This is a genomic window from Streptomyces sp. NPDC051822, assembly GCF_044452745.1.
Lineage (GTDB): Bacteria > Actinomycetota > Actinomycetes > Streptomycetales > Streptomycetaceae > Streptomyces.
This window is the reverse complement of sequence record NZ_JBITBZ010000010.1, coordinates 199,512-222,296: the sequence shown is the minus strand read 5'-3', so window position 1 is coordinate 222,296 and position 22,785 is coordinate 199,512. Positions and strand designations below refer to the sequence as shown.

Sequence of the window (22,785 nt, the reverse complement as noted above, 5' to 3'; positions counted from 1 at the left end):
GCTGGGGGTGCCGTGCCGATCAGGCCGGTCCATGTCAGGGCGGTAGCCCGAGGAGGACACGTGCAGCAGGACAAGCAGCCCGAGTACGGCCCGGTGGTCTTCCGCGACCGCACGGCCGGTTACGCCTTTCTGACCCGGTCCACCGCGACCAGCGACCGGACCATCGAGTGGGACGACGGCGAGACGTACCCGGTGATCGACGTCGAGATCTCCTCGGAGAGCCACCCGTTCTACACGGGCAAGGCCCGGACGGTGGACACCGAGGGAAGGATCGCCAAGTTCGAGCGGCGTTTCGGCGAGACCGGCTGAGCGTCCGGGTCCGGTCGCTCGCAGAAGGTCGCCGGTGAAACTGGCCAGAAGATGGCCAGTTCACCTTCCAGGATGAGGTCACGAAGACGGCGGAGCGCACCCGCTCCGCCGAGGACTCCCTGGAGGGGGACTGCTGTGATCGTGGTGACCGGAGCGACCGGAAACGTCGGACGACCGCTGGTGGAGCTGCTGGCCTCGGCCGGTGAGACCGTGACGGCGGTGAGCCGCCGCCCGGCCGCGGTGCTGCCGACGGGGGTGAGGCACCGGCAGGGTGATCTGGCCGATGTGGCGGGCCTCAAGGGGCTCTTCGAGGGCGCGGAGGCGGTGTATCTGCTCGTCGCGGGCCTCGGGGACGAGCTGGACCCGGAGGAGATCGTGGCGGCGGCGGTGGCGGCCGGCGTGCGGCGGATCGCGCTCCAGTCCTCGCAGCTGGTGGGGACGCGGACCGATTCCGTGTCGCACGAGATCCTGCGCGGGTTCGAGACGGCGGTTAGGGGGTCGGGGCTCGACTGGACGGTCCTGCGGCCCGGCGGTTTCGCCTCGAACGCCTTCCTCTGGGCCGAACAGGTGCGTTCCGCCCGTACGGTGGCGGCCCCGTTCGCCGATGTGGCGCTGCCGGTCGTGGACCCGCTGGACATCGCGGAGGTGGCGGCGCGGGCGCTGCGCGACCCGGCGCACACTGGGCGGACGTATGTGCTGACCGGTCCGGTGGCGGTGTCGCCGCGCGAGCAGGTGGCGGCCCTCGCCGGGGCGGTGGGCGATTCCATCGGCTTCGTGGCGCAGAGCGCGGCAGAGGCCCGGTCGCGGCTGGTGCGGTTCCTGCCTGCGGACGCCGTCGACGGGATGCTGTCCGTGATGGGCGCGCCGCGTGCGGAGGAGCGGCGGGTGAGCCCGGATGTGGAGCGCGTCCTCGGCCGGGCGCCGCGCCCGTTCTCCGCGTGGGCGGAGCGCAACGCGCCCGCCTTCAGTTGAGAGGTGGTCACCTTCGGGTGAGGTCGGCGCGCCCGGGAACCGCCGACGGGGCGGGTCGCACGTCACGTGGACGGCGTTCCCCGCCCCGGCCGGGGTGGTCGAGTGAGGGCGCGGGGCGCCCTCCGCTCAGCTCGGGAAGGCGATCAGGCCTTCACGACGCCGGACTCGGAGACCTTGATGGTGGCGCTGGTGGCGCCGGAACGGGAGCCGAGGCCCTCGATCTGCTTGACCAGGTCCTGGCCCTCGACGACCTCGCCGAAGACGACGTGCTTGCCGTCGAGCCAGTCGGTGACGATCGTGGTGATGAAGAACTGCGAGCCGTTGCTGTTCGGGCCGGCGTTGGCCATCGAGAGCAGGAACGGGCGGTCGTGCTTCAGCTTGAAGTTCTCGTCGGCGAACTTCTCGCCGTAGATGCTCTTGCCGCCGGTGCCGTTGCCGCGGGTGAAGTCGCCGCCCTGCAGCATGAACTGCGGGATGACGCGGTGGAACGGGGAGCCGGCGTAGCCGAAGCCGTGCTCACCGGTGCAGAGCTCACGGAAGTTCTGCGCCGTCTTCGGGACGACGTCGTCGAACAGCTTGAACGTGATCCGCCCGGCGGGCTCGTCGTTGATGGTGATGTCGAAGTAAACGTTGTCGCTCATGGGGACATCCTTTCATTAGTCGCACTCGATGCGCGCACGGGCCGCCTCCTCCCGTGTCACGGCATGCCGGTGCCCCGCCGCCCGTCGGGGGCGCGGGGCACTGGTGGTGGCGGTCCGGGACGGTGAGTCAGAGCAGTCCGCCGGCCGCGGGGGGCGCCGGGAGGGTGCCCTCGGCGCCCTGGACGGTGTCCTGGAGGACGGCCCCGACGCCCTGGTCCTCCTGGAGGAGGCCGGTGGCGCCGCCCAGCGGGCTCTCGGCGGCGTTCGCCTGCGGCGGCGGGGTGATGAGGGCGGTGACGACGCCTGCGGCGAGGGAGGCGATGGCGAGCATGCTGCGCTTCTTCATGCCCTGGTCAACTGCTGAGCGGCCCGGGGGTTACGGCCGGCCGGCGCCGGATCCAGACGAGGAGGGTCAGGGAGGCGACGGCGGCCAGGGCGCACCAGGTGGAGAGGAACTCGGTGCTCCATACGAGCGCGCAGACGACTGCTCCGGCCCCGGTGAGGAGGCCCAGGAGCCGGAGGAGCCGGTCACGCGCGAGGAGCAGCGCGCCGACCGTGGCGAGGAGATACAGGGCGAGGAGGAGGGGCGTGTACGGCAGGTCGACGGCGTAGCCGAGGGTGTGGCCGCGCACCTCGGCCGTGACGGGGCGGACGGCGAGGTGGTACGCGAGGAAGCCGGCGGTCGCGGTTCCGGCGGCGAGCGGGGCCAGCAGGCGCGTCCGGTCGGCGGGGCGGGCCGCGGTGAGGACGCCGGCCGGTACCCAGAGCGGCAGCAGGGGCAGGGCGATCACGGCCCAGGCGAGGGTGGCTGATCCGGTCCCGCCGTCGGCGCGCCAGACGGCGGCTTCGACGATCTGGTGGGCGCCGAGCAGCAGAGGCAGGGCGGCGAGCGGTGCGTCCCCCGGGCGGCGTACGGAGGCGAGGGAGGCCACACCGACGGCGGCGATCCCGAGGCCCGCCCAGAGGTCGGCCGTCGCACTCCAGCACATAACGCCCTTTTACCTCATATCAGGTGGAACCATATTGTTTTGGTGGATGTCTCTGCCAATGACACCACTGTCCCCGAAGCAGGAGAAATGGGGGACGTCATGCATCACCGTCACAGCCTCGCGGCCTTCGCCGCGGGAATCCTCTTGACCGCGGGGATCGGCGCCACGATCCCGGCGGGCGCCGCGAACGCCCCGTCCCGCACCTCGTCGGCCCAGGCCACGGCCCTGGTCGTCAACGCCCGCTGGGGCGGCCACGCCACCTTCGACCGGCTGGTCATCGACGTACGGGGCGCCATGCCCCCGGTCACCGTGCATCAGGTCGGCGCGCTGCACTACGACGGCTCGGGACAGAAGGTCCCGCTGGCGGGGAAGTACTTCCTGGAGATCCGGCTATCCCCCGCGGCCGCACACGACGACGCCGGAAGGTCCGTCTACCAGGGACCCCGGCTGCTGAAGACCTATCTGCCCGCGCTCAAGGGAGTCGCGCTGACCGGCGACTTCGAGGGGGTGGTCACCATCGGAGCCGCCTTCGACACCAAGCCCGCCCACAAGACCTTCCGGCTGCACTCCCCGGAGCGCTTCGTAGTCGACATCGCCCACCCGGTGGGCTGCCGGGCCTGACATCCCGGGGGCGGGGCGGGGCCATCCGCACCCGGCGGCCCCGCCTTCTCGTGCTCCCCCGTACGTCAGTTCGTCACGCGCCGGTCTCCAGGTACACCGGGACACCGGTCCTGCGGGCCCGGTCGACGGCCGCGAGGCGGCTGAACTCCGCCGGGTCCATCTCCCGCTCCCACTCCTCCAGGGTCCGCAGGCTGTACTCGCTGTGCTCCTCGGGGTCGAGGACGACGGCGGCGATCTGCTCGTCCGTGAGCTCACCGCCGTCGAAGACGAAGCCGATGTGGTTGGCGGGCCACTCCTCGCCCCGGTCGGTGACGAAGTGCGTGCCGAGGAGCCTCGGTTCGCCGGCGAAGCTCAGGCCGGTCTCCTCGCGGCACTCGCGCACCGCCGTCTCCCAGGGCGTCTCCCCCGGATCCATGTTGCCGCCGGGCCACTGCCACAGCTCGGTGCGGTAGGTGGCACGCAGCTGGAACGGGCGGCCCGCGGTGTCGGTGAAGTAGAGGCAGGCGTACGCCGTCGCTCTCGGCAGGGTCGCGACGTACTCGACGGGCGGCAGCCAGATGTTCGCCATGGGCGGTTCTCTCTCGACGGACCGATGGGTCACCTTCATCCAAGCGGTCCGGGCGCCGCCGCCCGGCCGCTCGGGAGTCGATCACCGGATCGTGTGAGTGCGCGGGTCCCGGTCAGGCCGCGGAGACCAGGCCCGCCTCGTACGCGATGATCACCAGCTGCACCCGGTCGCGGGCGCCCAGTTTGGCCAGGAGCCGGGTCACATAGGTCTTGGCCGTGGCGACGCTGATGTGGAGTGCGGCGGCGACCTCCGTGTTGGAGAGGCCACGCCCGACGAGGGTGAGCACCTCGCGCTCACGGTCGGTGATGCCCTCGGCCCGGCGCCGGGGCGCCGTGGCGGACGCGGTCCTCGGTCGGTCGGTGAACTCCTTGATGAGGCGCCGGGTGACGCTGGGGGCGATGAGGGCGTCGCCGGAGGCCACGACGCGGACGGCGGCCAGGATGTCGTCCAGGCCCATGTCCTTCACCAGGAACCCGGACGCGCCGGCGTGCAGCGCCCCGTACACGTGGTCGTCGTCGTCGAAGGTGGTGAGCACGACCACCCGGGCGCCGCTGGGGCCTTCGGTGATGAGTCGCGTCGCCTCGATGCCGTCGGTACCGGGCATGCGCAGATCCATGACGACGACGTCGGCGCCGCTCTCCTCCACGAGGCGGACGGCCTCGGCGCCGTTCGCCGCCTCGCCCGCGACGACGAGGTCGGGCGTGTCGGCCATGACCATCCGGAGCGCGGTGCGCACCAGGGGCTGGTCGTCGGCGAGGACGACCCGGACGGGGCGGTCGGTGGTGGTCTCGCTCATCGGGTGGTGACTCCTGAGGGAAGGGGAATGCGGGCGGTGACGCGGAAGCCGCCGCCCGGGCGCGGTCCGGCGGCGAAGTCGCCGTGGAGCAGGGTCACGCGCTCGCGCATCCCGGTGAGGCCGTGGCCCGACCCGCCCGCGGCGGGGTTCCGGTCCCGGCCGGGGGCGACGCCCCGGTCCTCGACGGTGACGACGAGGGCCTCGGGGTCCCGCTGGTCGACGGTGACCGTGCAGGAGTCGGCGCCCGAGTGCCGTACGACGTTGGTGACGGACTCCTGGACGACACGGAAGGCGGAGAGGTCGATGTCCGGCGGCAGGGGGCGGGGCGCCCCCACCCGGTGGACGGCGACGCGGACTCCGGCGGACGCGGTGGCCTCCGCGAGCCGGTCGAGCACGGCGAGGCCGGGCAGTTCGGGGAGGCCGGGCAGTTCGGGCAGTTCGGGGAGGCCGGGCAGTTCGGGCAGTTCGGGGAGGCCGGGCGGTTCCGGGAGGCCTGCGCCGTCGGCGGGACGTGCTCCGGGGCGGCCCGGCTCTTCGGTGCGCAGCGCGCCGAGCATCCGGCGCAGCCCCGCCAGGGTCTCGCGGCTCGCCGTCTCGATCTCGCTGAGCGCCTGTCGGACCTGTTCCGGCTGGGTGTCCATGACGCGCCGGGCGGCGCCGGCCTGGAGGGCGACGATGCCGATGGTGTGGGCGACGGTGTCGTGCATCTCCCGGGCGATGCGGAGACGTTCGGCGGTGACCGCCTGCTCGGCGACCTGGGCGCGGCTCCGTTCCGCGTACGTCCGGCTCTGGTGCTCCGACCGGCCGAGGAGCCAGACGACGACGGCGGTGAGGCCCACCGCGAGCGCGCCGGTGGTGCCCACGCTCCAGCCCGCGAGCAGGCGTACCGCCAGGTGGCCGACGAGGACTCCGAGGGCGGCGAGCAGCGCGCGGCCGGCCTCGCGGGGCGGCCGGGCGGCGGCGATGACATACAGGGCGACGTCGACGGCGAGGTACTGGGCGAAGGGGATGGCGGTGACGCCGAGCGGGGTGGAGCCGACGACCGCGGCGGAGAGGAGGAACCACAGGGCGGCGGTCGGACGGCGGGTCAGGAGCAGGGAGCCACGCAGGGCGAGGGCGGTGGCGAGGGCCAGCATCGTGAGGCCGTCCCAACGGAGGAACACCACGCCGCGGAACACGTCCGCCTGCTCCTGGCCGGGCAACCGCACGCGCAGGAGGCCGGTGAAGAGGAGGCCCGCGCTCCAGGCGAGGGCGGCCCATCCTCCCGGAGTGACCTTCTTGAGGAGCTGCGCTGACGGGGTGGCGGACATGCGGTGATCGTAAAGGCCGGGTCTCGCCGGGGTCATCGGACCAGGGTTGTACGACCTGGGGTGACAGGGCCCGGCGCCGATTGTCCGTCCTGGTCCGATGCCCGCCGCCGGGTCGGGGCGGCACGGTGGTGCCCATGATCGAAGCAAGGGAACTCACCAGGCGATACGGCTCCAAGACGGCCGTCGACTCGCTCAGCTTCACGGTCCGGCCGGGCGTCGTGACCGGCTTCCTCGGGCCGAACGGGGCGGGCAAGAGCACGACGCTGCGGATGATCCTCGGGCTGCACACGCCGACGAGCGGCTCCGTCACGGTCGACGGCCGGCGGTTCCGGGACCGGCCGCGCGGCCTGCGGCACGTCGGCGCGCTGCTCGACGCGGGCGACGTACAGGGCGGTCGGACCGCCCGGGCACATCTCGCGGTCCTGGCGCGGAGCAACCGCATCCCCCTCCCCCGGGTCGACGAGGTCCTGGCCGAGGTCGGTCTCGCGGCGGCGGCCGGACGGCGGGTCGGCGGCTACTCCCTCGGCATGCGGCAGCGGCTCGGGATCGCGGGCGCGCTGCTCGGCGACCCGCCCGTGCTCCTGTTCGACGAGCCGCTCAACGGCCTCGATCCGGAGGGGGTGAAGTGGGTGCGGGGACTGTTCCGGCGCCTCGCGGCCGAGGGCCGCACGGTGTTCGTCTCCAGTCATCTGATGAGCGAGATGGAGCACACCGCCGACGAACTCGTCGTCATCGGCCGCGGCACGCTGATCGCGGCGGAGAGCCTCACGGACTTCGCGGCGCGCGGGGCCCGGCTGAGCGTGACCGTCGGCACCGCCGACCGGGCGCTTCTCACGGCGCTGCTGCTCTCGGAGGGCGCGGAGGTCCGGGAGGAGTCCGGTCTGCTGACGGTGACGGGCCTCTCCGCCGCCCGGATCGGCGTACTCGCCCTGGAACACCGGCTGCCGCTCGACCAGCTGACCACGCGTACCGCCTCGTTGGAGGAGGCGTTCATGGAACTGACCGCCGACAGTGTCGAATACCCGGCAGGAGACGCCCGATGACCGCCCTCACCGTGCGGGAGCCCCACGCCCGCTTCCTGGACCTGATCGCGTCGGAGTGGCTGAAGCTGTGGTCGCTGCGCTCGACGGGCTGGTCACTGCTCCTCGGCACCCTGGCCGTGGTCGCCTTCAACCTCGGCACCGCCTGGGACCACTACCGCTACTGGTTCCAGTACGACGCGGAGGGCAGGGTCGGGTTCGTGCGGAACGGGATGGCGCTGGGGGACGCGTTCACGGGGAACGCGTCGATGGTGCTGATCCTGTGCGCCGCCGCGATGGGGGCGGTGGCGGTGGTCGGCGAGTACGGCAGCGGTCTCGTCCGTACGACGTTCGCGGCGGTGCCGGCGCGGGGCTCGCTGATGGCGGCGAAGCTGCTGGTCGTGGCGGGCGTGCAGAGCGGGTTCGGGGCGGTCGTCGCGGGACTCTCGTTCTGGTCGACGCAGGCGGTGCTCGCCGAGCGGGGCGCGGGGCTGCCGCTCACCCACCCCGGGGCGCTGCGGGTCGTCGTGGCGTCCGCGCTGCTCGCTCCGGTCTGCGCGCTGACCGGAGCGGCGCTCGGCGCGCTGCTGCGGCACAGCGCGGTCTCGGTCGTCGGTTCGGTCGTACTGCTCCTGCTGCTGCCGTCGGTCCTCGGCGACCGGCGTCACCTCACCGCGGTCCTCGCCCACGCGACACCGCTGCACGCGTGGCAGCGCCTGGTGGCCGTGGGACCGGTCGAGGGGCCGTACCCGTGGACGGCGGGAGGCGCCTGGCTGGTGTACGCGCTGTGGGCGCTGGGCGCGGCGGCCGTGACGGTACTGGCGGTACGGCGCCGGGACCAGTGACCTCAGGAGGCGCCGCCGACTCCTCTCCGGGCGAGGCGGCGGGCGAGGAGGTGCTCGTGGACGAGGCGACCGACGAGGGCGCCGCCGTACACGACGAAGCCGACGCCGACGAGCCAGGACTGCAGGACGAGGACGGTGCCGAACTGGCCGTACGTCACCGCGTTCGAGGCGATGAGCGGGGAGAACACGAACTGGGAGAAGATCCGCAGCCCCAGCAGGCCGAGCGCGGTGAGGGCGGCCCCGGGAGCGAGGGCGCGCCAGCGGATGCGGCCGCAGAGCAGGAAGCGCTGGGACCACCAGAAGAAGAAGAAAGTGCCGACGAGGTCGACGAGGGCGACGAAGGCGGTCATCACGGCCGGGGAGTCGGCGGGTGCGGGGTTGGCGACGAAGAGGAGGAGGGCGGTGACGAGGACCGCGAGCCAGACGACGTGCCGCCACATGGTGTGCCAGCGGGCGGTGGGGAGGTCCCAGACCCGCTCGTACCCGGTCTGTACGGCGGATCCGAAGGTGACGCCGAACGCGGCGAGGGCGGCGAGACCGAAGGCGGTGGTGCGTTGCAGCGCCTGTCCAGGCTGGCCGAAGAGCCGCTCGACCTCCTCCTGCGAGACCTCGGAGACGCCGAGGCCCTGGACGAGCCAGCGCGCGAAGCCCTGGCCGCTCGCGAGGTCGGCCGCGGCGACGACGATGAGGAGCGGGACGAGGGTGAGCAGGCTGAGCGCCGCGAAGCCCATGGCACGGTGCATCAGTTCCATGGCCCGGCCGCGGTTCCAGGCGAGCCCGAATGGCGAGGCGACGGCGCGGGCGTGGAGGCGCTGGATCCAGTGGCCGTGTTCGGTCGGGGGACCGTCGTGCGGCGGACCGGGTGTGGAGGGCATGTCTCGTGACGTACCCGGCGGGACGGCGGGACACCTCAGGGGTGCGGCCGAACGGGTGCCGGGCGGTCGGAGCGGACCGTCAGAGGGGACGGTCAGAGCGGTCGGGCAGAGCGGTCGGTCAGAGCGGTCGGGCTCCCGGGCCGGGGCGGGCGGTGACGTCACGGGCCGTGAGCGTGGCCCGTTCGTCGCCCTCGCACTGGACGACGACCCGGACGGGGGCTCCGCAGTCGGTGTGCCGGACGTCGAGGACCGGGCCTTCGGGAACCCCGGCGTGGGTGTCGCCCCACTGCTTGAGGGCGAGGAGTACGGGCCACAGGTCGACGCCCTTGGGGGTGAGCCGGTACTCGTACCGGGTCCTGGCACCGGGTTCGCGGTACGGCTCGGCGCGCAGGACCCCGGCCGCGACCAGTTTGCGGAGGCGGTCGGCGAGCACCGCCTCGGAGAGCCCGAGGTGCCTGCGGAACTCGTCGTAGCGGCGGACGCCGTTGAAGGCGTCCCGCACGATCAGCAGGGTCCACTTCTCGCCCACGAGGTCGAGGGTGCGGCGGACCGAGCAGTTCTCCGTGTCCGTCTCCAGCCACTTCATCGTCACACTCTAGCCACCTGACTGCGTCGTTGACAGTCAGCTGACGCGGAAGCTAGCTTCACCACACAGAGCCAGCTGGGAGTCAGCCGGCCGCGGCGGGCGGAGAGTGGTCATGGGGCGGTCACGCACGGTCGAATGGGAGGACGCCGGGGCCACCGCGCGCGCCGCCGCGACGATGGCGGGTCTCGACTTCCTGCGGGAGATGGTGGCCGGGCGCCTGCCCGGTCCGCCGATCGCCGCGCTCCTCGGCTTCGGCCTGGAGGAGGTCGAGGACGGGCGGGCGGTGTTCGTCTTCGAACCGGGCGAGGAGCACTACAACCCCATCGGCAGCGTGCACGGCGGGGTGTTCGCGACCCTGCTCGACTCGGCGGCCGGCTGCGCGGTCCACTCGACGCTCCCCCTGGGCACGGCGTACACCTCGCTCGACCTGTCGACCCGCTTCCTCCGGCCGCTCACCGCCGGCACGGGCAAGGTACGGGCGATCGGCACCGTGCTGTCACGGGGACGCAGGACCGCGCTCGCGGAGGCGGGTCTGTACGACGCGGAGGACCGGCTGCTCGCCCACGCGACCAGCACGTGCATGCTGTTCCCCGTCCCGGCGGCGGGTTCCGGGGGCACGCGCGCGTAGCGCCCGGCTCGGCTCAGCGGATCCCGGAGACCGGGCGGGTGCGGGTGCAGCCGTCCGGGGCCACGTCCGGCACCCCGTTGGCCTGGAGGGCGGCGCTCACGAGGGTGGCGAGCAGGTCGATGTCCGACCCGATGTCGAGCCGGACCGTCACCCAGCCCGAACCGGCCCGGAGCCGGACCGCGGTCGACCCGAGGAGGGCCGGGCGCAGTTTCGCGATCATGGCGCGGGTGAGGTGGACGTCGGCCTCGTGCTCGCCGTGGAAGTGGACGATCTCCTGCGTCGCGGTGCCCAGTCCGAGCTCGGCGCCGCAATGGGCGCGGCCGGGGGTCAGCGAGGGCCAGCTCATCAGACGTTCACTGGCATGCCAGGCCGTGTTCATACGAGGAGCGTGCCGGGCCCCGGGGCCGCGCACAAGCGTCCTGCGGGAAGAATCCCGCTCAGGCGTGAAACACGGCCCTGCCAGGGCTGATGTGACCGTACGTCACGGCGGTCCGTGGGGCGGACGTGACTCGGTGTCACTGTGGTGCGCGGGCGCGGATGCGGGCCGCGAGGACGGCCACGTCGTCCTCGGCCCCGTGCGCGCCGAGGCGTCGGAGGACCTCTTCGACGACCTGGCCGGGACCGGAGTCCGCGGGGAGCCGGAGGGCCGCGAGACGGCCGAGGGACATGTCGATGTCCTCGCCGCGCCGCTCGACGAGGCCGTCGGTGAAGATCAGCAGGGTGTCGCCCGGGGTGAGCGGGCGGGTGGTCGGTTCGTAGCCGCCGACGCCGGTGCCGAGCGGCGGACCCACCGGGAGGTCGACGAGCTCCGCCGAGCCGTCCGCGCCGAACACGACGGGCGGCAGGTGCCCGGCGCTGGCGAAGGTCGCGGCGCCGCGGGCGGGGTCGACCCGGACGAGCAGGCAGGTGGCCGGGCGGCGGGCTTCGTCCTCGGCGACCACGGAGTCGAGGTGGCGCAGCACCCGGTGCGGTGGCAGGTCGGTGGCGGCGACCTCGCGGAGGGCGGTGCGGTAGGCGTTCATGTCGACGGCCGCGTCCAGGCCGTGCCCCATGACGTCGCCGACGACGAGGAGGCTGCGGCCGAAGTGGAGCCGTACCGTCTCGAACCAGTCGCCGCCCACGAGGGCGCGGGGCCCGGCCGGGAGGTAGCCGCCGGCGATCTCCAGGTTGGGGTGCGGGCGGCCCGGCTCGGCGACTAGGGCGCGCTGGAGGTGGAGCGCGGTGTCCTCGGTGGCCGCGAGGCGCCGGGCGTGGGCGAGGTGCCGGGCGGCGAGCCGTGCGGTGTGGCGGAGGAGGGCCGCCTCGTCGCCGGTGAAGGGCTCGCCGCCGGTACGGCTGACGGTGACCGCCCCGAGGGGCGCCTCGTCGTGGACGGCGAGAGGAAGGGAGAGCGTGTGGGCGGCGGTGGGAGCGGGCAGGGGGCGATCGTCAGCGGCGGCTCCGCCGCCCGGCGCGGCGACCGGCTCGGGTCCGGACGTCGTCGGTTCCGCGTGCGCGGCGCGGCGGAGCGGGGCGCCGGGCTCGGTCGCCAGGTCGACGGCCGTGGCGGCGTGCAGGTGGCGGGCGGCGAAGGCCGCCAGTTCGCGGCAGGTGTTCGTCTCGTCGAGCGTGGTGCCTATCTCGCCGATCGCCTGTTCCAGGGCTCGCACCCTGTTCAGGAGGGCCTCGGCCCGTTCCGTGTCCCGTTCCGCCACGACACCTCCACCGCCGCGCGGTCCCCGGGTGGCGTACCCGGTTCCCCCATTGCACCAGCGGGTGGCGACCCGCGCGCGGTACGGACCTCGCACGGGCGGTTGTGCGGCGGTGCCCGATCTGATCAAGTACAGCAGAGGCTACTGGCCAGTACGAGATCTCGCTCCCCGGGGGGACCGCCATGACGACCGGATTCTTCAGCTCCGTCGACGATGTCGCCGAACGGCTCGCCGCGACCGGCTATCTGGCGTCGCCCGCCGTCGCCACCACCGTCTTCCTCGCCGACCGCCTCGGCAAGCCGCTGCTCGTGGAGGGCCCGGCCGGCGTCGGCAAGACGGAGCTCGCCAAGGCCGTGACCGAGGTGACGGGCGCGAGCCTGGTGCGGCTGCAGTGCTACGAGGGCGTCGACGAGTCCCGGGCGCTGTACGAGTGGAACCACGCCAAGCAGCTGCTGCGGATCACGGCCGGGCGGGGCGAGTCCTGGGACGAGACGCGGACGGACATCTTCGGCGAGGAGTTCCTGCTCCCCCGGCCGCTGCTCACCGCGATCCGGTCCGAAGGGCCGACGGTGCTCCTGATCGACGAGACCGACAAGGCCGACGTGGAGGTGGAGGGCCTGCTCCTGGAGGTCCTCGGCGACTTCCAGATCACGGTCCCCGAGCTCGGCACGATCACGGCGACGCGGCGCCCGTTCACCGTCCTCACCTCGAACGCGAGCCGTGAACTCTCCGAGGCGCTGCGCCGCCGCTGCCTCTTCCTGCACATCGGCTTCCCCGAGGAGGAGCTGGAGCGCCGGATCGTCACCCTGAAGGTTCCCGGGCTCGACGCCGCGCTCGCCGCCTCCGTGGTGCGGGTCGTCGGCGCGCTGCGGGCGATGGACCTGCGGAAGGCGCCGTCCGTCTCGGAGACGATCGACTGGGCCGGTACCCTGCTCGCGCTCGGCGCGGACCGACTGGACGAGCGGGTCGTACGGGAGACCCTGGGCGTCCTCCTGAAGCACCAGGAGGACATCGTGAAGGCCGCCGCCAAGCTCGATCTGGACGCGGTGTGAGCACGGCGCAGCCGGCCGGGGCGGGGGCGGTCGCACGGCTCACCGGTCTGGTGGGGGCGCTGCGCGATCACGGGTTCGGGATCGGGACGGGCGAGAGCGTCGACGCGGCGCACGCGCTCGAAGCTGTCGGCTTCACGGACCGGGCGCGGGTACGGGAGGCGCTGGCGGCGACCCTGCTGCACGGGGAGACACAGCGGCCGGTCTTCGACCGGGTCTTCGACCTGTACTTCCCGCTCGGGCACTCCGGACCCGCGGAGCCGCACGGACACACCCCCGCCGATCTGGCCGCGCTGCGCGAGCGGCTCACCCGGGCCCTGACCGCCGGTGACGACGCCGCCCTCGACCTGCTGGCGGCCGAGGCGGTGGGCGGTTTCGGCGGCTACGGCTCCGGACCCGGGTCGGACGGCTGGTCCTCGTACCAGACGCTCTCCCGGCTGCGCCCCGAGACGCTGCTCGCCCGGGTGCGGGAGCGCCACCGGGCGGCGTCCCAGTCGGAGGACGCGGAGTTCACCGACCGGCTCCTCGACGACGAGATCCGGCGGCGGATCGAAGCCTTCCGCGAGCGGGTGCGGACCGAGGCCCGGCGGCGCGTCGCGGAGCGGCAGGGCCGCGACCGGGTCGCACGCCGTGCGGTCGCGGGGACGGCGGACACCGTGGACTTCCTCCTCGCCGGGCGGGCGCAGCTGCACGAGCTGCGGCGGACGGTACGGCCGCTGGCGCGGAAGCTGGCCACCCGGCTCGCGGCCCGGCGGCGCCGGGCGGCACGCGGGGAGATCGATCTGCGGCGGACGCTGCGGCGCTCGCTGTCGACCGGGGGCGTGCCGGTGCGTCCGGTCTTTCGGCGGCGTCCTCCGCGGCGGCCCGAGCTGGTGCTGCTGTGTGACGTGTCCGGGTCGGTGGCCGGTTTCGCGCAGTTCACGATGTTGCTGGTGCAGGCCTTGCACGACCAGTTCAGCCGGGTGCGGGTGTTCGCCTTCGTCAACCGGGTGGACGAGGTGACGGGTCTGATCGCCCGGGGTCCGGCGGACCCGGCGGGTCTCGGCGACCGCATCCTCGCGGAGGCGGAGCTGACCGGGTGGCACGGGCAGAGCGACTACGGGACGGCGCTCGGAGAGTTCGCCGAGCGGTACGCGGAGGCCGTCGGCCCGCGCACGGTGGTCTTCGTCCTCGGGGACGCCCGCACCAACGGCTCTGACCCGAACCTCACGGCCCTTGAGCGGATCGCGGGCCGGGCGCGGCGGGTCCACTGGCTCAACCCCGAGCAGCCCTCGCTGTGGGGCACGGGCGACTCGGTGGCCCCGGCGTACGCCGGTCTCGTCGACATGCGCCCCTGCCGGAACGCCCGCCAGCTGGGGGCGCTGGTCGGCCGTCTGCTTCCGGTCTGACGGCGGGCGGATCCGTACGCCGCCGTGGCACGATCGCTCCATGGCCACCGGATCCGATCGCCCAGAGACCGACTTCCCCCGCGCCGTCGGCGCGCCCGCGACGCGCGCCCTGGCCGCGGCCGGGTACACCCGGCTCGACCAGCTCGCGGGGGTGCCGGCCGCGGAACTGGCCGCCCTGCACGGCGTGGGGCCGAAGGCGCTGCGGGTGCTCGGCGAGGCGCTCGCGGAGCGCGGTCTGTCGCTGGGGTGAGGCCCGTCGCCGACGGGTCGGGGCGTGCCGGCCCGGGGCCCGGGCGTACCGACCCTCGTCCCGGTTGTACGGCGGGCGGGCGCTCGAACTAGCGTGGCCCCCATGGAACTCTTGGGAGACATCTCGGCCGACCGTCCGCTGCTCGTCCTCGCCGTCAAGGAGGAGGCGCAGTTCCTGGACACGGACCTGCCCGTGCTGCTGACCGGCATGGGCAAGGTGAACGCGGCGACCGCGCTCGCGACCGTCCTCGGCCGGGGCCCGCGGCCGGCCGGGATCGTGAACCTGGGGACGGCCGGGGCGCTGCGGCCCGGCTGGACCGGGACGCACGTGGTCGGGACCGTGCTGCAGCACGACCTCGACGGCGAGCTGCTCGCGACGCTGACCGGCGAGACGTACGGGGCTCCGCTCGCGCTGCCGGACGGCGGCGAGGTGGTCCTGGCCACCGGGGACGCGTTCATCTCGGACGAGGCCGCCCGCGCGCGGCTCGCGGAGCGGGCGCCGCTCGTCGACATGGAGGGGTACGCGCTCGCGGCGGCCGCGGAACTCGCCGGGGTGCCCCTGCGCATCGTGAAGCACGTCAGCGACGAGGCCGGTGACGGTGCCGCGCGCACCTGGCGTGAATCGGTCGCCGAGTGCGCGCGGGCGCTTGCCGACTGGGCCGAGGCGAACACCCCGTACCGCTCCTGAGGCGCTTCGGCCCCGGTCGGTCAGGGGTGCTGGAAGTGGACCTCGGGGTTCGCCGCTGACGGGCCGTCGAGCACGGGACGCGGGAGCTTTCGCAGGTGCTGGTCGAAGAAGGCGGCGACGTACGTCCGGGTGACGGCGACGGCCCGGTCGGTGGGCAGCTCGGGTTGCGGCAGGCCGAAGTGGCGTGTGATCACGGGGGCGTCGGAGAAGGTGAAGTGCTCGGATCCGGCCACCGTGATCCAGCGCTTCCATCCGTCGAGGGCGGGCCACGTGCGGTCCCAGGTGGTGTCGGTCCCGCCGGGCAGATGTGTGGCGTCGTGTGTCCCGAGCATCAGGAACGGGCGACCCCGCAGGCCCTCCGCCGGAAGCTCCTCCCAGAAGGCCCCGTCCATGTTGACCCCGGCGTCGACGCGCGGATCGGCCGCCATCGCGGTGGCCGCGCTCGCCCCGCCGATGGAGTGACCCGCCATGCCGATCCGCCCCGCGTCGATCATGTCGGCGTACCGCCGGACCGGGCGGGGGCCGGTGAGCCGGTCCAGGACGTGGCGGACGTCGGCGGCGCGGGTCGTGGTGACCACGCCGGGGTGCACACCGCCCTCGTCGAGGGCGGTGCAGGCGACACAGGTGAGGGTGCGGCCGCCGGGAACGCTGATTCCGTACGACTCGTAGGCATGGTCGACGGAGGCGACGACGTAGCCGCGGGAGGCGAGGTCCTCGGCGAGGTGGGTGAGCGTCCATCGGGAGACCCCGAAGCCCGGCGAGAGAAGCACCAGGGGGTGACGGCCCGGCGCCGGGCGGGCGTCGGTCCTGCTGTGGGTGCGCGTCCGGGCGAGCACGTCACCGGAGACGCCGGGGCCGAGCTGCTCGGCGAGCAGCCGCGCCTCCTCGGCCGTGGCGTACGGGGCGGGGCGTCCTCCGCCGGGGCGCGCGGCCGGGTAGTGGAGGGTGACCATCAGTTGGCGGCCGTCCGCACTCGGGACCCAGGGGTCGGCGCGGGAGCGGTCGACGAGCGGCAGGACGGTCCGGCCGAGGGCGTACGGCCCGGTGGGCGCGGGCAGCACGACCCGGGTGACGGCCGGGACCGCGGCCGTGGCGGGGTCCGCCGTGGCGGGGCCCGCCGTGGCGAGGGTGGCGGGTAACGCGAGGGAACAGGCGAGGAGGGCGGCCGCTGCCGCCCCGCTGAGTCGGTTCATGGGGGCAGGCTAGGCAGGGCGGAGGGAGAGGCGCGTCCTGCTGGGGGCTCATGTCGGGTCAGACCAGCGGCTGACGCGGGGCGGTGTGTCCGCGTCCGGGGCGGCCCGGGACGGGCGGGTGCGCGCCCGAACGAACCGCGCACCCGCCCGCCGTACCGCTTCCGCCGGTCAGCCGAGCGGCAGTTCCAGGAAGGAGGGGTCCCCCTCCGGGGAGCCGATGCCGGTCTGCGTCCAGGTGACCGAGGCGTCTCCGTACAGCGGGTCCTTGCTGTCGACGACGAGCATCAGCCGGTGGCCGGAGGCGATGTCGTACGCCGCCGCCTGGAGCCTCCAGGTGACGGTGGTGTCCTGATCGGGGATCAGGCCGTACACGTTGAGCGGCTCGTGGCTGATGATCCGGGCCGTGTCGTCCTCGGCGACGTCCAGGAGATGGGCGTACAGGCTCGCGGAGGTGGCGGTGGAGCGGACCGTGAGGCGCAGCCGGGGGATGCCGCGGACCCGGCGGCCCGCGGCCTCCTCGCCCTTGGACGGAACCAGCGGTTCGGTCGTCCACGCGACCGCGTGCCGGCGGTCGATCTTGCGGGTGTCGTAGATCTTGGGGTTGCCCGCCCACTCCGCCTGGCCGGTCTTCATGATCGCGTCCATGGCGGTGGCCTCGGTGTCGACGCCGGCGAGGAACGCGCGCCGCCAGCCGGTCTCCTCCGCCCCCGGCGCTCCCCCGGCCGCCGGAAGGAGGCGGCCGTCGGTGCCGCCCGCGCCGTCGCCGGTGAGGCCGAACACCTCGACGCCGCGGGTGACCTCGCTCCAGCCGGGGCTGGTCTCCCGGAAGGCGGGCGTGACGATCCGCTTCTCGCCGGTCGGCTCGCCGGTCACGGGGTCCAGGACCGGTTCCGTCACGTAGGTGAACATCACCTGGTTGCAGACCTGCGGCCAGTCCTCCACCCCGTTGGCTTCACCCTTGAGGTGGTGGTCGAGCCAGGCGTACGCCTCCGCCATCGGGATGTTCACCTCGCCGGGTGTGGCGGGCGGGCCGATGAGCGCGGGGCCCTCGGGCGCGGCGTGGTCGCCGATCCAGAGGTTGAGCCGCTTGGGCACGTCCAGGCCGTTGAACGTCTCCAGGGTCTGGTTGACCGCGAAGAGGCTCTCGTGCCAGGTGTTGGAGAAGAAGGTGGGCGTGCCCTTGCCGTTGGTCAGGTCGAGGTACGACTCGGGGGCGCGCAGCCGGCCCCACGCGACGACGCCGTCCAGGTTCCGGTCGGCCTGGAAGTCGGCGAGGATCCGCTGGTTGTCCTCGTCGAACTTGGTCTCCACCGTCCCGCCGGTGAGGGCGAGGAGCGCCTTGACGGCCGCGAGGTGGCGGGTGTTGTTGTCGTAGAGGCTGGTCGCGAGGTTGCCCCAGGTGCTGAGGGCGACGACGGCGGCGACCCGTTCGTCGTGGGCGGCGACGAGCTGGCTGATGCCGGAACCGTAGGACTCCCCCATGAAGCCGATGACGGTCGTGTCGAAGTGGTCCTCGGCGAAGTCGAGGACGGCGGAGCCGTCGGCCCAGTCGTGGGGCCCGGCGACGTCGACGAAGCCGCTGGAGGTGGACGGCAGGCCGGGGATGCCGAGACCTCGGGGGGTGTAGGCGAGGACGTCGTAGCCCTTGTGAGCGAGGACGAGGTAGGACCAGAGGAACAGGGGCCAGCCGAAGGGCGTCCAGCCGGCCGGGACGACGACGAGGGGGTGCGGGCCCGGGGCGAGCTGCCGGAGGCTGAAGGCGGAGAGCCGGACGTCCGGTGCGGCCCCTTCGATGCGGTGGTACGCGGGGAGGGCCAGGCCTCGTACCTCCTGGACGAACGCGGCGAGTTCGGCGGGGAGCAGCGCCTCGGCGGCATCGGTGTCCACCGGCGTGGCGAGGAGCGCGTTGGCGAGCGTCTGGCCGAGCCTGACGGCGCCGGGGTCCACCGTTCCGTCGGCGGCCCAGAGGCCGCGCCCGGTGATCCGGGAGGTCTCGGCGGCGGTCAGGCCCGCCGTGACGTCCTGGAAGCCGGGGAAGTGTTCCGACGAGCCGGTGGTGAAGGGGTTCTCCTGGGGCACGTGCACCCGTTCCTCTCGACTGGACTGGTGGCTGTCCGCCTGGCGGACGGTCGCAAGCCTCACGTATGCGGGGTTGAGCGAACAGAGCGCACGAACGGCGCACGTGTCGCTCAACCGGTCGGGAACGACACAAGCCGCCCTTAAGTCGATGTTTGAGGACGATCGGGACGGGTCAGTGGGCCTCGGGGGGGGAAGACAACGAGCAGGGCGGCGACGTCGTCGTCGAGGCCGTCCGCGCCGTAGTCGGCGAGGTCCTCGTGCAGGAGCGCCGGCAGTTCCCCGGCCGGTCGCGCCGCCCACCCGCGCAGCCGTGGTTCGAGCGGGTAGAAGGTGCCGGCCCTGTCGCGCGTCTCGCTGACGCCGTCGGTGTAGAGGAGCAGGCGGTCCCCCGGGTGGAAGGGGACCTGCTCGATGCGGTGCCTCGACTCGGCGAGGCCCGCGAGATTGACCGGAAGCGAGGGGTCGGCGAAGTGGACGGGGGCGACGTCGGCGCCGTGCTGGATCAGCGGGGCGGGGTGGCCGCAGCTGAGGAACCGTGCGACGTCCTCGCCGTCGGGGAGCTCCACGAGGACGACGGTGGCGAAGCGTTCGGCGGCGTCGGAGTCGGGGTCCCAGGCGCCGTAGCGGGCGAGCCCCTCTTCGAGCCGGTCGGCGAGTGCGGCCAGACCGGGGGCGTCGTTGACGGCGGCGCGGAAGGAGCCGAGCAGGACGGAGGCCGTCTCGACGGCGCCGAGGCCTTTGCCCTGGACGTCGCCGAGCATGATCCGCACCGCGCCGGGGACCCGTACCGCCTCGTAGAAGTCGCCGCCGATCCTGGCCTTGGCTGCCGCCGCCACGTACAGCAGGTGCAGGTCGAAGCGGCCGAGGCGGGCGGGGAGCGGACGCAGCACGACGCGCTGCACCACCTCGGCGACGGCGGTGAGTTCCCGCAGGTCCCGTTCATAGCGGGTGCGGACCCGGCTGGCCCAGGCCGCCGCGGCGGTGACGGCCGCGATCACGATCTCGCTTTCGAGAAACGCGGACGCGTGCGGCTCGCCGCGGTTGAGGGTGAGCAGGACGCGCGCGGCCATGGCGAGCAGCCCGATGCCGATCGTCCCGCCCACGCTCCAGGTGACGGCGGCGAGCGCGGGTGCGGCGACGAGGAGCCGGTCGAAGCGCTCCCGGTCGGGGGTGAGCACATCCGCGAGGAGCGTCAGGGCCAGGACCAGGAGGGGCAGCGCGCGACCGATGTTGAACTGCGTGCGTGTCGCTGTGCCGGGACGGCCCCGGTGACCGTCGGGCATCTCATGATCGTACGCAGGCCCGGCGTCCGGACCGTGGCGACGTCGGCCCCCGGCGTGTCCTCCTTCGGTCCGCGTCGGAGCCCGGCAGCGCGAGCGCGGCCGGGAGGGCCAGGGCCGCGATCACGGCGAGCGCGGGGAGGGCGGCGCCCTCGACAGGAACGAATCCGCCGCGCGGGACGAGGGCGAGCAGGAGGGTCGCGACGGCGACGCCGAGCGCGGGCCCGATGTTCATCGCGGTCTGCTGGAGGCCGCCGGCGACTCCGGCGTGGGCCTCGGGGGCGCGGTGCACGACGACCGAGGTCGCCGTGACCATCAGGACGACGAACCCGGCGCCGAGCAGGGCGGCGGCGGCTCCGACGGAGACCGCGCCGGCCGTCGCGTCGAGCCGGGCAAGCAGCAGCACGCCGAGGGTGAGCAGGGCGGCGCCCGCGGTCGCCGTACGCCGGGGGCCGAACCGCCGCTGGAGCGGCGGGCAGAGGGGCGCACCGAGCACCATCAGGACGGCGAGCGGCAGAACGCGCAGCGCGCAGTCCAGCGGGTCGAGCCCCTGGACGTCCTGGAGGAAGTACGTCGCCACGAAGAGCGAGCCGAAGAGCGCCGCCGAGGCGGCGAGGAGGACGGCGAGGCCCGCGACGACGGGCACGCTCCGGAGCAGCTCCGGCGGCAGCAGCGGGCGCGCGGCCCGGCGCTCGTGCCGGGCGAGGGCCAGCCCGGCGACGGCGGCCCCGGCGCAGACGAGCACGCCGGCCGCCGCGCCCCCCGGCCGGGCCGCTCCGACGAGCCCGTGGACGAGCAGGCCGAGCGCGACGGCGAGAAGCAGGGCGCCGACGGGGTCGAGTGCGGCGAGGCCGGAGCCGGAGGGCAGGGGCGCGACCGCGGAGTGCGCGGCTCGTCGCGCGGCTGGTTCGGTCGTCGGTCGCGCGGTTCGTTGCGAGGATCGTTCCCCAGTGACGATGGCGAGGAGGCCGATCGCGAGGGTCGGCGGTACGCCCAGGAGGAAGACCGCGCGCCAGCCGTACGCGGAGACCAGCGCGCCGCCGACCAGTGGTCCGGCCGCCGCCGCGAGGCCGATGGCGGCGGTGCGTACGGCGATCGGGGTCCCGAGCCGGTCCGGCGGGAAGGCCGTGCGGAGCATGCCGAGGGTGGCGGGCTGGAGGAGCGCCCCGCACACCCCCTGGAGCACGCGCAGCGCGATCACCGCGCCGATGCCGGGGGCCAGGGCGATGCCGGTGGAGGCGGCGGCGAAGCCGAGGGCGCCGATCGCGAAGACCCGCCGGTGGCCGTAGCGGTCGCCGATCCGGCCGGCGAAGACCAGGAGGCTCGCGACGGCCACGAGATATCCGGTGCTGGTCCACTGGACCTGGTCGATGCCCGCGTGCAGATCGCGCTGGAGGGCGGGCTGGGCGACGGTGAGGACGGTGCCGTCCAGGGCGACGACGGCGGCGCCGACGACGCTGCACGCGAGGACGGGAGCGCGGCGCGCGGTCACGGGGCCGGTTCCAGGGGGCCGAGGTGGGCGTCGAGGGCGGCGGCGAGCAGCGGGGCGGGATCGTCGCCGCCGGTGGCGAGCCGGAGGCTGCCCCAGTGCCACAGCTGGGCGATGCCGTGGAGGTTGGCCCAGAGCGCTCCCGCGACGAGGACGGGGTCGGCGCCCGGGCGGGCGAGGGCGACGAGACCGGTGAGGCGGGCGAAGAGGGGCAGGCTCGTCTCGCGCAGTCCCAGGCGGCCGCTCTCCAACAGGTCGTGGCGGAACATCAGCTCGTACATGCCGCGCCGGGACCCGGCGTAGTCGAGGTAGACGCGGGCGAGGAGCGCGATCCGTTCGCGCGGCGCGGCGGTCTCCGGGTCCTCGGCCGCGACGCGGGCGGCGAGTTCGGCGAAGCCCTGGCGGGCGATGGCCGACAGGAGGTCGAGGTGGGTCGGGAAGTGGCGCCGGGGTGCTCCGTGGGAGACGCCGGCGCGGCGGGCGATCTCGCGCAGGGAGAGCGCCTGGGCTCCTTCGGCGTCCACGAGTTCGACGCCGGCCCGGACGAGACGACCGCGCAGTCCGCCGTCGCTGCTGTCGGCGGCGCCGTCGGGGTCGCTGTGTGCCGCTCGGGATTCTTCGGTCTCATCACGCATAGACACTGTCTACCAGGAGGCCGTAGACAGTGTCTACCTACCCTCGCGCCCTGGTCAGGTACACTGGGGGCAGCGAAGGGGAGTAGCCCCGCAAACCGGTCGTCGACATACTGGAGCCCTCGGGTTCCCGGTGACCGGGTCCGCGTGCGACGCGGACGGGCGAGACCTTCGGCCAGGCATCAACCGCGTCCGCGCCTCCGTGGGCGTGGTCCGTCATGCCGGGCCGAGTGGTCCTCCCGTCGCCCGCCGAGGCGCCGTGCCGAGTCCACGGGCCCGGACCGAGCAGAGAGCCCCGGTATGCACCTCGACCCTTTGGCGATCCTCACCGCCTTCGGGCTGATCTTCCTAGCCGAGCTTCCCGACAAGACGATGTTCGCGTCCCTCGCCATGGGCACGCGCATGCGTCCTCTCTACGTCTGGATCGGCACCTCGACCGCCTTCCTCGCCCATGTCGCCATCGCCGTGGGAGCCGGCAGCCTGCTCGGGCTGCTCCCCGGTTGGTCCGTGAAGCTGGTCTCCGCCCTCCTGTTCGGCTTCGGCGCCTTCATGCTGCTGCGCGGCGGGGGTGACGACGACGAGGCCGACGCGGGCGGCCGGACGGTCACCGGCTTCCTGCCCGTCTTCTCGACCGCCTTCATGGCCGTCTTCATCAGCGAGTGGGGTGACCTCACCCAGATCACCACCGCCAACCTGGCCGCCACGAACGGCACCTGGTCGACGGCGATCGGCTCCCTCGCCGCCCTGATGAGCGTCTCCGCCCTCGCCCTGGTCGCGGGCCGCTTCATCGCCAAGCGCGTACCGCTCAAGACCGTGCAGCGCATCGGCGGGGTCTGCATGGCGGGTCTCGCCGTCTGGTCCCTGACCGAGGTCTTCACCGGCTGACAC

26 protein-coding genes are annotated in these 22,785 nt (G+C 73.8%); 11 read left to right on the top strand and 15 right to left on the bottom strand.

Features of this window, described 5'->3' with window-relative positions:
- Window positions 1-60: 60 nt before the first annotated feature.
- Window positions 61-309, top strand: a complete 249-nt coding sequence (locus ACIA8N_RS27800) for a type B 50S ribosomal protein L31 (RefSeq protein WP_030212369.1) — start codon at window positions 61-63, stop codon at window positions 307-309.
- Window positions 310-444: 135 nt separating this feature from the next.
- The gene (locus tag ACIA8N_RS27795; protein WP_365786676.1) at window positions 445-1,281 is read left to right on the top strand and encodes an NAD(P)H-binding protein; all 837 of its coding nucleotides are present in this window, start codon (window positions 445-447) and stop codon (window positions 1,279-1,281) included.
- 143 nt (window positions 1,282-1,424) lie between these two features.
- Here the strand turns inward: ACIA8N_RS27795 and ACIA8N_RS27790 are convergent, their stop codons facing one another.
- The 3 genes from ACIA8N_RS27790 to ACIA8N_RS27780 all read right to left on the bottom strand — a co-directional run bounded on the left by ACIA8N_RS27790 (window position 1,425) and on the right by ACIA8N_RS27780 (window position 2,911).
- Window positions 1,425-1,922, bottom strand: coding sequence for a peptidylprolyl isomerase (locus ACIA8N_RS27790; RefSeq protein ID WP_030552335.1), 498 nt, complete (start codon window positions 1,920-1,922; stop codon window positions 1,425-1,427).
- 127 nt (window positions 1,923-2,049) lie between these two features.
- Complete coding sequence (locus ACIA8N_RS27785) at window positions 2,050-2,268, bottom strand: hypothetical protein (RefSeq protein WP_365786678.1); 219 nt, start codon at window positions 2,266-2,268, stop codon at window positions 2,050-2,052.
- 7 nt (window positions 2,269-2,275) lie between these two features.
- On the bottom strand, window positions 2,276-2,911 hold the full coding sequence (locus tag ACIA8N_RS27780) for a DUF6629 family protein (RefSeq protein ID WP_365786681.1): 636 nt from the start codon (window positions 2,909-2,911) through the stop codon (window positions 2,276-2,278).
- Between the two features lie 99 nt (window positions 2,912-3,010).
- On the opposite strand from ACIA8N_RS27780, the gene ACIA8N_RS27775 reads away from it, so the two are divergent.
- Entirely contained in the window at window positions 3,011-3,532 is a 522-nt protein-coding gene (locus ACIA8N_RS27775; RefSeq protein ID WP_365786683.1) for a hypothetical protein, read from the top strand.
- Between the two features lie 73 nt (window positions 3,533-3,605).
- Here the strand turns inward: ACIA8N_RS27775 and ACIA8N_RS27770 are convergent, their stop codons facing one another.
- The 3 genes from ACIA8N_RS27770 to ACIA8N_RS27760 form a co-directional block, all read right to left on the bottom strand.
- Window positions 3,606-4,100: an NUDIX hydrolase gene (locus ACIA8N_RS27770; RefSeq protein WP_365786685.1), complete on the bottom strand. Its 495-nt coding sequence runs from the start codon at window positions 4,098-4,100 to the stop codon at window positions 3,606-3,608.
- Window positions 4,101-4,212: 112 nt separating this feature from the next.
- Window positions 4,213-4,896, bottom strand: coding sequence for a response regulator transcription factor (locus tag ACIA8N_RS27765; RefSeq protein ID WP_365786687.1), 684 nt, complete (start codon window positions 4,894-4,896; stop codon window positions 4,213-4,215).
- On the bottom strand, window positions 4,893-6,206 hold the full coding sequence (locus ACIA8N_RS27760; protein WP_365786689.1) for a sensor histidine kinase: 1,314 nt from the start codon (window positions 6,204-6,206) through the stop codon (window positions 4,893-4,895). The genes ACIA8N_RS27765 and ACIA8N_RS27760 overlap by 4 nt, the downstream gene beginning before the upstream one ends.
- Window positions 6,207-6,340: 134 nt before the next feature.
- Here ACIA8N_RS27760 and ACIA8N_RS27755 point away from each other — a divergent pair, with 134 nt between their 5' ends.
- A complete protein-coding gene (locus ACIA8N_RS27755) occupies window positions 6,341-7,249 on the top strand; it encodes an ATP-binding cassette domain-containing protein (protein ID WP_365786691.1) in 909 nt (302 codons plus the stop codon).
- Window positions 7,246-8,070 carry an ABC transporter permease gene (locus ACIA8N_RS27750; RefSeq protein WP_365786693.1) on the top strand — a complete coding sequence of 275 codons (825 nt, stop codon included), beginning with the start codon at window positions 7,246-7,248 and terminating at the stop codon, window positions 8,068-8,070. Before ACIA8N_RS27755 ends, ACIA8N_RS27750 begins: the two co-directional genes overlap by 4 nt.
- 2 nt (window positions 8,071-8,072) lie before the next feature.
- Here ACIA8N_RS27750 and ACIA8N_RS27745 read toward each other — a convergent pair whose 3' ends face one another.
- A complete protein-coding gene (locus ACIA8N_RS27745) occupies window positions 8,073-8,945 on the bottom strand; it encodes a YhjD/YihY/BrkB family envelope integrity protein (protein ID WP_365786695.1) in 873 nt (290 codons plus the stop codon).
- 118 nt (window positions 8,946-9,063) lie between these two features.
- The gene (locus ACIA8N_RS27740) at window positions 9,064-9,531 is read right to left on the bottom strand and encodes a helix-turn-helix domain-containing protein (RefSeq protein ID WP_365786697.1); all 468 of its coding nucleotides are present in this window, start codon (window positions 9,529-9,531) and stop codon (window positions 9,064-9,066) included.
- A gap of 112 nt (window positions 9,532-9,643) precedes the next feature.
- On the opposite strand from ACIA8N_RS27740, the gene ACIA8N_RS27735 reads away from it, so the two are divergent.
- A complete protein-coding gene (locus ACIA8N_RS27735) occupies window positions 9,644-10,159 on the top strand; it encodes a PaaI family thioesterase (RefSeq protein WP_365786699.1) in 516 nt (171 codons plus the stop codon).
- Window positions 10,160-10,172: 13 nt separating this feature from the next.
- Here the strand turns inward: ACIA8N_RS27735 and ACIA8N_RS27730 are convergent, their stop codons facing one another.
- Both ACIA8N_RS27730 and ACIA8N_RS27725 read right to left on the bottom strand, forming a co-directional pair.
- Complete coding sequence (locus ACIA8N_RS27730; protein WP_365786701.1) at window positions 10,173-10,538, bottom strand: luciferase family protein; 366 nt, start codon at window positions 10,536-10,538, stop codon at window positions 10,173-10,175.
- A gap of 136 nt (window positions 10,539-10,674) precedes the next feature.
- Entirely contained in the window at window positions 10,675-11,853 is a 1,179-nt protein-coding gene (locus tag ACIA8N_RS27725) for a PP2C family protein-serine/threonine phosphatase (protein WP_365786703.1), read from the bottom strand.
- 179 nt (window positions 11,854-12,032) lie between these two features.
- Here ACIA8N_RS27725 and ACIA8N_RS27720 point away from each other — a divergent pair, with 179 nt between their 5' ends.
- From ACIA8N_RS27720 to ACIA8N_RS27705, 4 genes are all read left to right on the top strand, one after another.
- Window positions 12,033-12,902, top strand: a complete 870-nt coding sequence (locus ACIA8N_RS27720) for a MoxR family ATPase (RefSeq protein ID WP_365786705.1) — start codon at window positions 12,033-12,035, stop codon at window positions 12,900-12,902.
- Complete coding sequence (locus ACIA8N_RS27715; protein ID WP_365786707.1) at window positions 12,899-14,287, top strand: VWA domain-containing protein; 1,389 nt, start codon at window positions 12,899-12,901, stop codon at window positions 14,285-14,287. The genes ACIA8N_RS27720 and ACIA8N_RS27715 overlap by 4 nt, the downstream gene beginning before the upstream one ends.
- Window positions 14,288-14,327: 40 nt before the next feature.
- Window positions 14,328-14,537: a DNA-binding protein gene (locus tag ACIA8N_RS27710; RefSeq protein WP_365786709.1), complete on the top strand. Its 210-nt coding sequence runs from the start codon at window positions 14,328-14,330 to the stop codon at window positions 14,535-14,537.
- A gap of 102 nt (window positions 14,538-14,639) precedes the next feature.
- Complete coding sequence (locus ACIA8N_RS27705) at window positions 14,640-15,224, top strand: nucleosidase (RefSeq protein WP_365786711.1); 585 nt, start codon at window positions 14,640-14,642, stop codon at window positions 15,222-15,224.
- A 20-nt stretch (window positions 15,225-15,244) separates the two neighbouring features.
- On the opposite strand, the gene ACIA8N_RS27700 is transcribed toward ACIA8N_RS27705, so the two are convergent.
- The 5 genes from ACIA8N_RS27700 to ACIA8N_RS27680 all read right to left on the bottom strand — a co-directional run bounded on the left by ACIA8N_RS27700 (window position 15,245) and on the right by ACIA8N_RS27680 (window position 21,900).
- The gene (locus ACIA8N_RS27700) at window positions 15,245-16,417 is read right to left on the bottom strand and encodes an alpha/beta hydrolase (protein WP_365786713.1); all 1,173 of its coding nucleotides are present in this window, start codon (window positions 16,415-16,417) and stop codon (window positions 15,245-15,247) included.
- Window positions 16,418-16,585: 168 nt separating this feature from the next.
- On the bottom strand, window positions 16,586-18,496 hold the full coding sequence (locus tag ACIA8N_RS27695) for a CocE/NonD family hydrolase C-terminal non-catalytic domain-containing protein (protein WP_365786715.1): 1,911 nt from the start codon (window positions 18,494-18,496) through the stop codon (window positions 16,586-16,588).
- Window positions 18,497-18,636: 140 nt separating this feature from the next.
- Window positions 18,637-19,779, bottom strand: a complete 1,143-nt coding sequence (locus ACIA8N_RS27690) for a PP2C family protein-serine/threonine phosphatase (protein ID WP_365786717.1) — start codon at window positions 19,777-19,779, stop codon at window positions 18,637-18,639.
- A 1-nt stretch (window position 19,780) separates the two neighbouring features.
- Complete coding sequence (locus ACIA8N_RS27685; protein WP_399416807.1) at window positions 19,781-21,268, bottom strand: MFS transporter; 1,488 nt, start codon at window positions 21,266-21,268, stop codon at window positions 19,781-19,783.
- Window positions 21,265-21,900 (bottom strand): TetR/AcrR family transcriptional regulator, encoded by a 636-nt coding sequence (locus ACIA8N_RS27680; protein WP_365783873.1) that lies wholly within the window; start codon window positions 21,898-21,900, stop codon window positions 21,265-21,267. Before ACIA8N_RS27680 ends, ACIA8N_RS27685 begins: the two co-directional genes overlap by 4 nt.
- A 297-nt stretch (window positions 21,901-22,197) precedes the next feature.
- Between ACIA8N_RS27680 and ACIA8N_RS27675 the strand changes: the two genes are divergently transcribed.
- The gene (locus ACIA8N_RS27675) at window positions 22,198-22,782 is read left to right on the top strand and encodes a TMEM165/GDT1 family protein (RefSeq protein WP_365783875.1); all 585 of its coding nucleotides are present in this window, start codon (window positions 22,198-22,200) and stop codon (window positions 22,780-22,782) included.
- The last annotated feature ends 3 nt before the right edge of the window (window positions 22,783-22,785 follow it).

What these genes read in the sequence shown, in the direction of transcription:
- ACIA8N_RS27765 (WP_365786687.1), bottom strand. Translation starts at nt 4,896, where the DNA reads ATGAGCGAGACCACCACCGACCGCCCCGTCCGGGTCGTCCTCGCCGAC.
- ACIA8N_RS27700 (WP_365786713.1), bottom strand. Translation starts at nt 16,417, where the DNA reads ATGAACCGACTCAGCGGGGCGGCAGCGGCCGCCCTCCTCGCCTGTTCC.
- ACIA8N_RS27750 (WP_365786693.1), top strand. Translation starts at nt 7,246, where the DNA reads ATGACCGCCCTCACCGTGCGGGAGCCCCACGCCCGCTTCCTGGACCTG.
- ACIA8N_RS27770 (WP_365786685.1), bottom strand. Translation starts at nt 4,100, where the DNA reads ATGGCGAACATCTGGCTGCCGCCCGTCGAGTACGTCGCGACCCTGCCG.
- ACIA8N_RS27780 (WP_365786681.1), bottom strand. Translation starts at nt 2,911, where the DNA reads ATGTGCTGGAGTGCGACGGCCGACCTCTGGGCGGGCCTCGGGATCGCC.
- ACIA8N_RS27760 (WP_365786689.1), bottom strand. Translation starts at nt 6,206, where the DNA reads ATGTCCGCCACCCCGTCAGCGCAGCTCCTCAAGAAGGTCACTCCGGGA.
- ACIA8N_RS27790 (WP_030552335.1), bottom strand. Translation starts at nt 1,922, where the DNA reads ATGAGCGACAACGTTTACTTCGACATCACCATCAACGACGAGCCCGCC.
- ACIA8N_RS27705 (WP_365786711.1), top strand. Translation starts at nt 14,640, where the DNA reads ATGGAACTCTTGGGAGACATCTCGGCCGACCGTCCGCTGCTCGTCCTC.
- ACIA8N_RS27755 (WP_365786691.1), top strand. Translation starts at nt 6,341, where the DNA reads ATGATCGAAGCAAGGGAACTCACCAGGCGATACGGCTCCAAGACGGCC.
- ACIA8N_RS27745 (WP_365786695.1), bottom strand. Translation starts at nt 8,945, where the DNA reads ATGCCCTCCACACCCGGTCCGCCGCACGACGGTCCCCCGACCGAACAC.
- ACIA8N_RS27740 (WP_365786697.1), bottom strand. Translation starts at nt 9,531, where the DNA reads ATGAAGTGGCTGGAGACGGACACGGAGAACTGCTCGGTCCGCCGCACC.
- ACIA8N_RS27690 (WP_365786717.1), bottom strand. Translation starts at nt 19,779, where the DNA reads ATGCCCGACGGTCACCGGGGCCGTCCCGGCACAGCGACACGCACGCAG.
- ACIA8N_RS27785 (WP_365786678.1), bottom strand. Translation starts at nt 2,268, where the DNA reads ATGAAGAAGCGCAGCATGCTCGCCATCGCCTCCCTCGCCGCAGGCGTC.
- ACIA8N_RS27710 (WP_365786709.1), top strand. Translation starts at nt 14,328, where the DNA reads ATGGCCACCGGATCCGATCGCCCAGAGACCGACTTCCCCCGCGCCGTC.
- ACIA8N_RS27680 (WP_365783873.1), bottom strand. Translation starts at nt 21,900, where the DNA reads ATGCGTGATGAGACCGAAGAATCCCGAGCGGCACACAGCGACCCCGAC.
- ACIA8N_RS27720 (WP_365786705.1), top strand. Translation starts at nt 12,033, where the DNA reads ATGACGACCGGATTCTTCAGCTCCGTCGACGATGTCGCCGAACGGCTC.
- ACIA8N_RS27775 (WP_365786683.1), top strand. Translation starts at nt 3,011, where the DNA reads ATGCATCACCGTCACAGCCTCGCGGCCTTCGCCGCGGGAATCCTCTTG.
- ACIA8N_RS27675 (WP_365783875.1), top strand. Translation starts at nt 22,198, where the DNA reads ATGCACCTCGACCCTTTGGCGATCCTCACCGCCTTCGGGCTGATCTTC.
- ACIA8N_RS27735 (WP_365786699.1), top strand. Translation starts at nt 9,644, where the DNA reads ATGGGGCGGTCACGCACGGTCGAATGGGAGGACGCCGGGGCCACCGCG.
- ACIA8N_RS27730 (WP_365786701.1), bottom strand. Translation starts at nt 10,538, where the DNA reads ATGAACACGGCCTGGCATGCCAGTGAACGTCTGATGAGCTGGCCCTCG.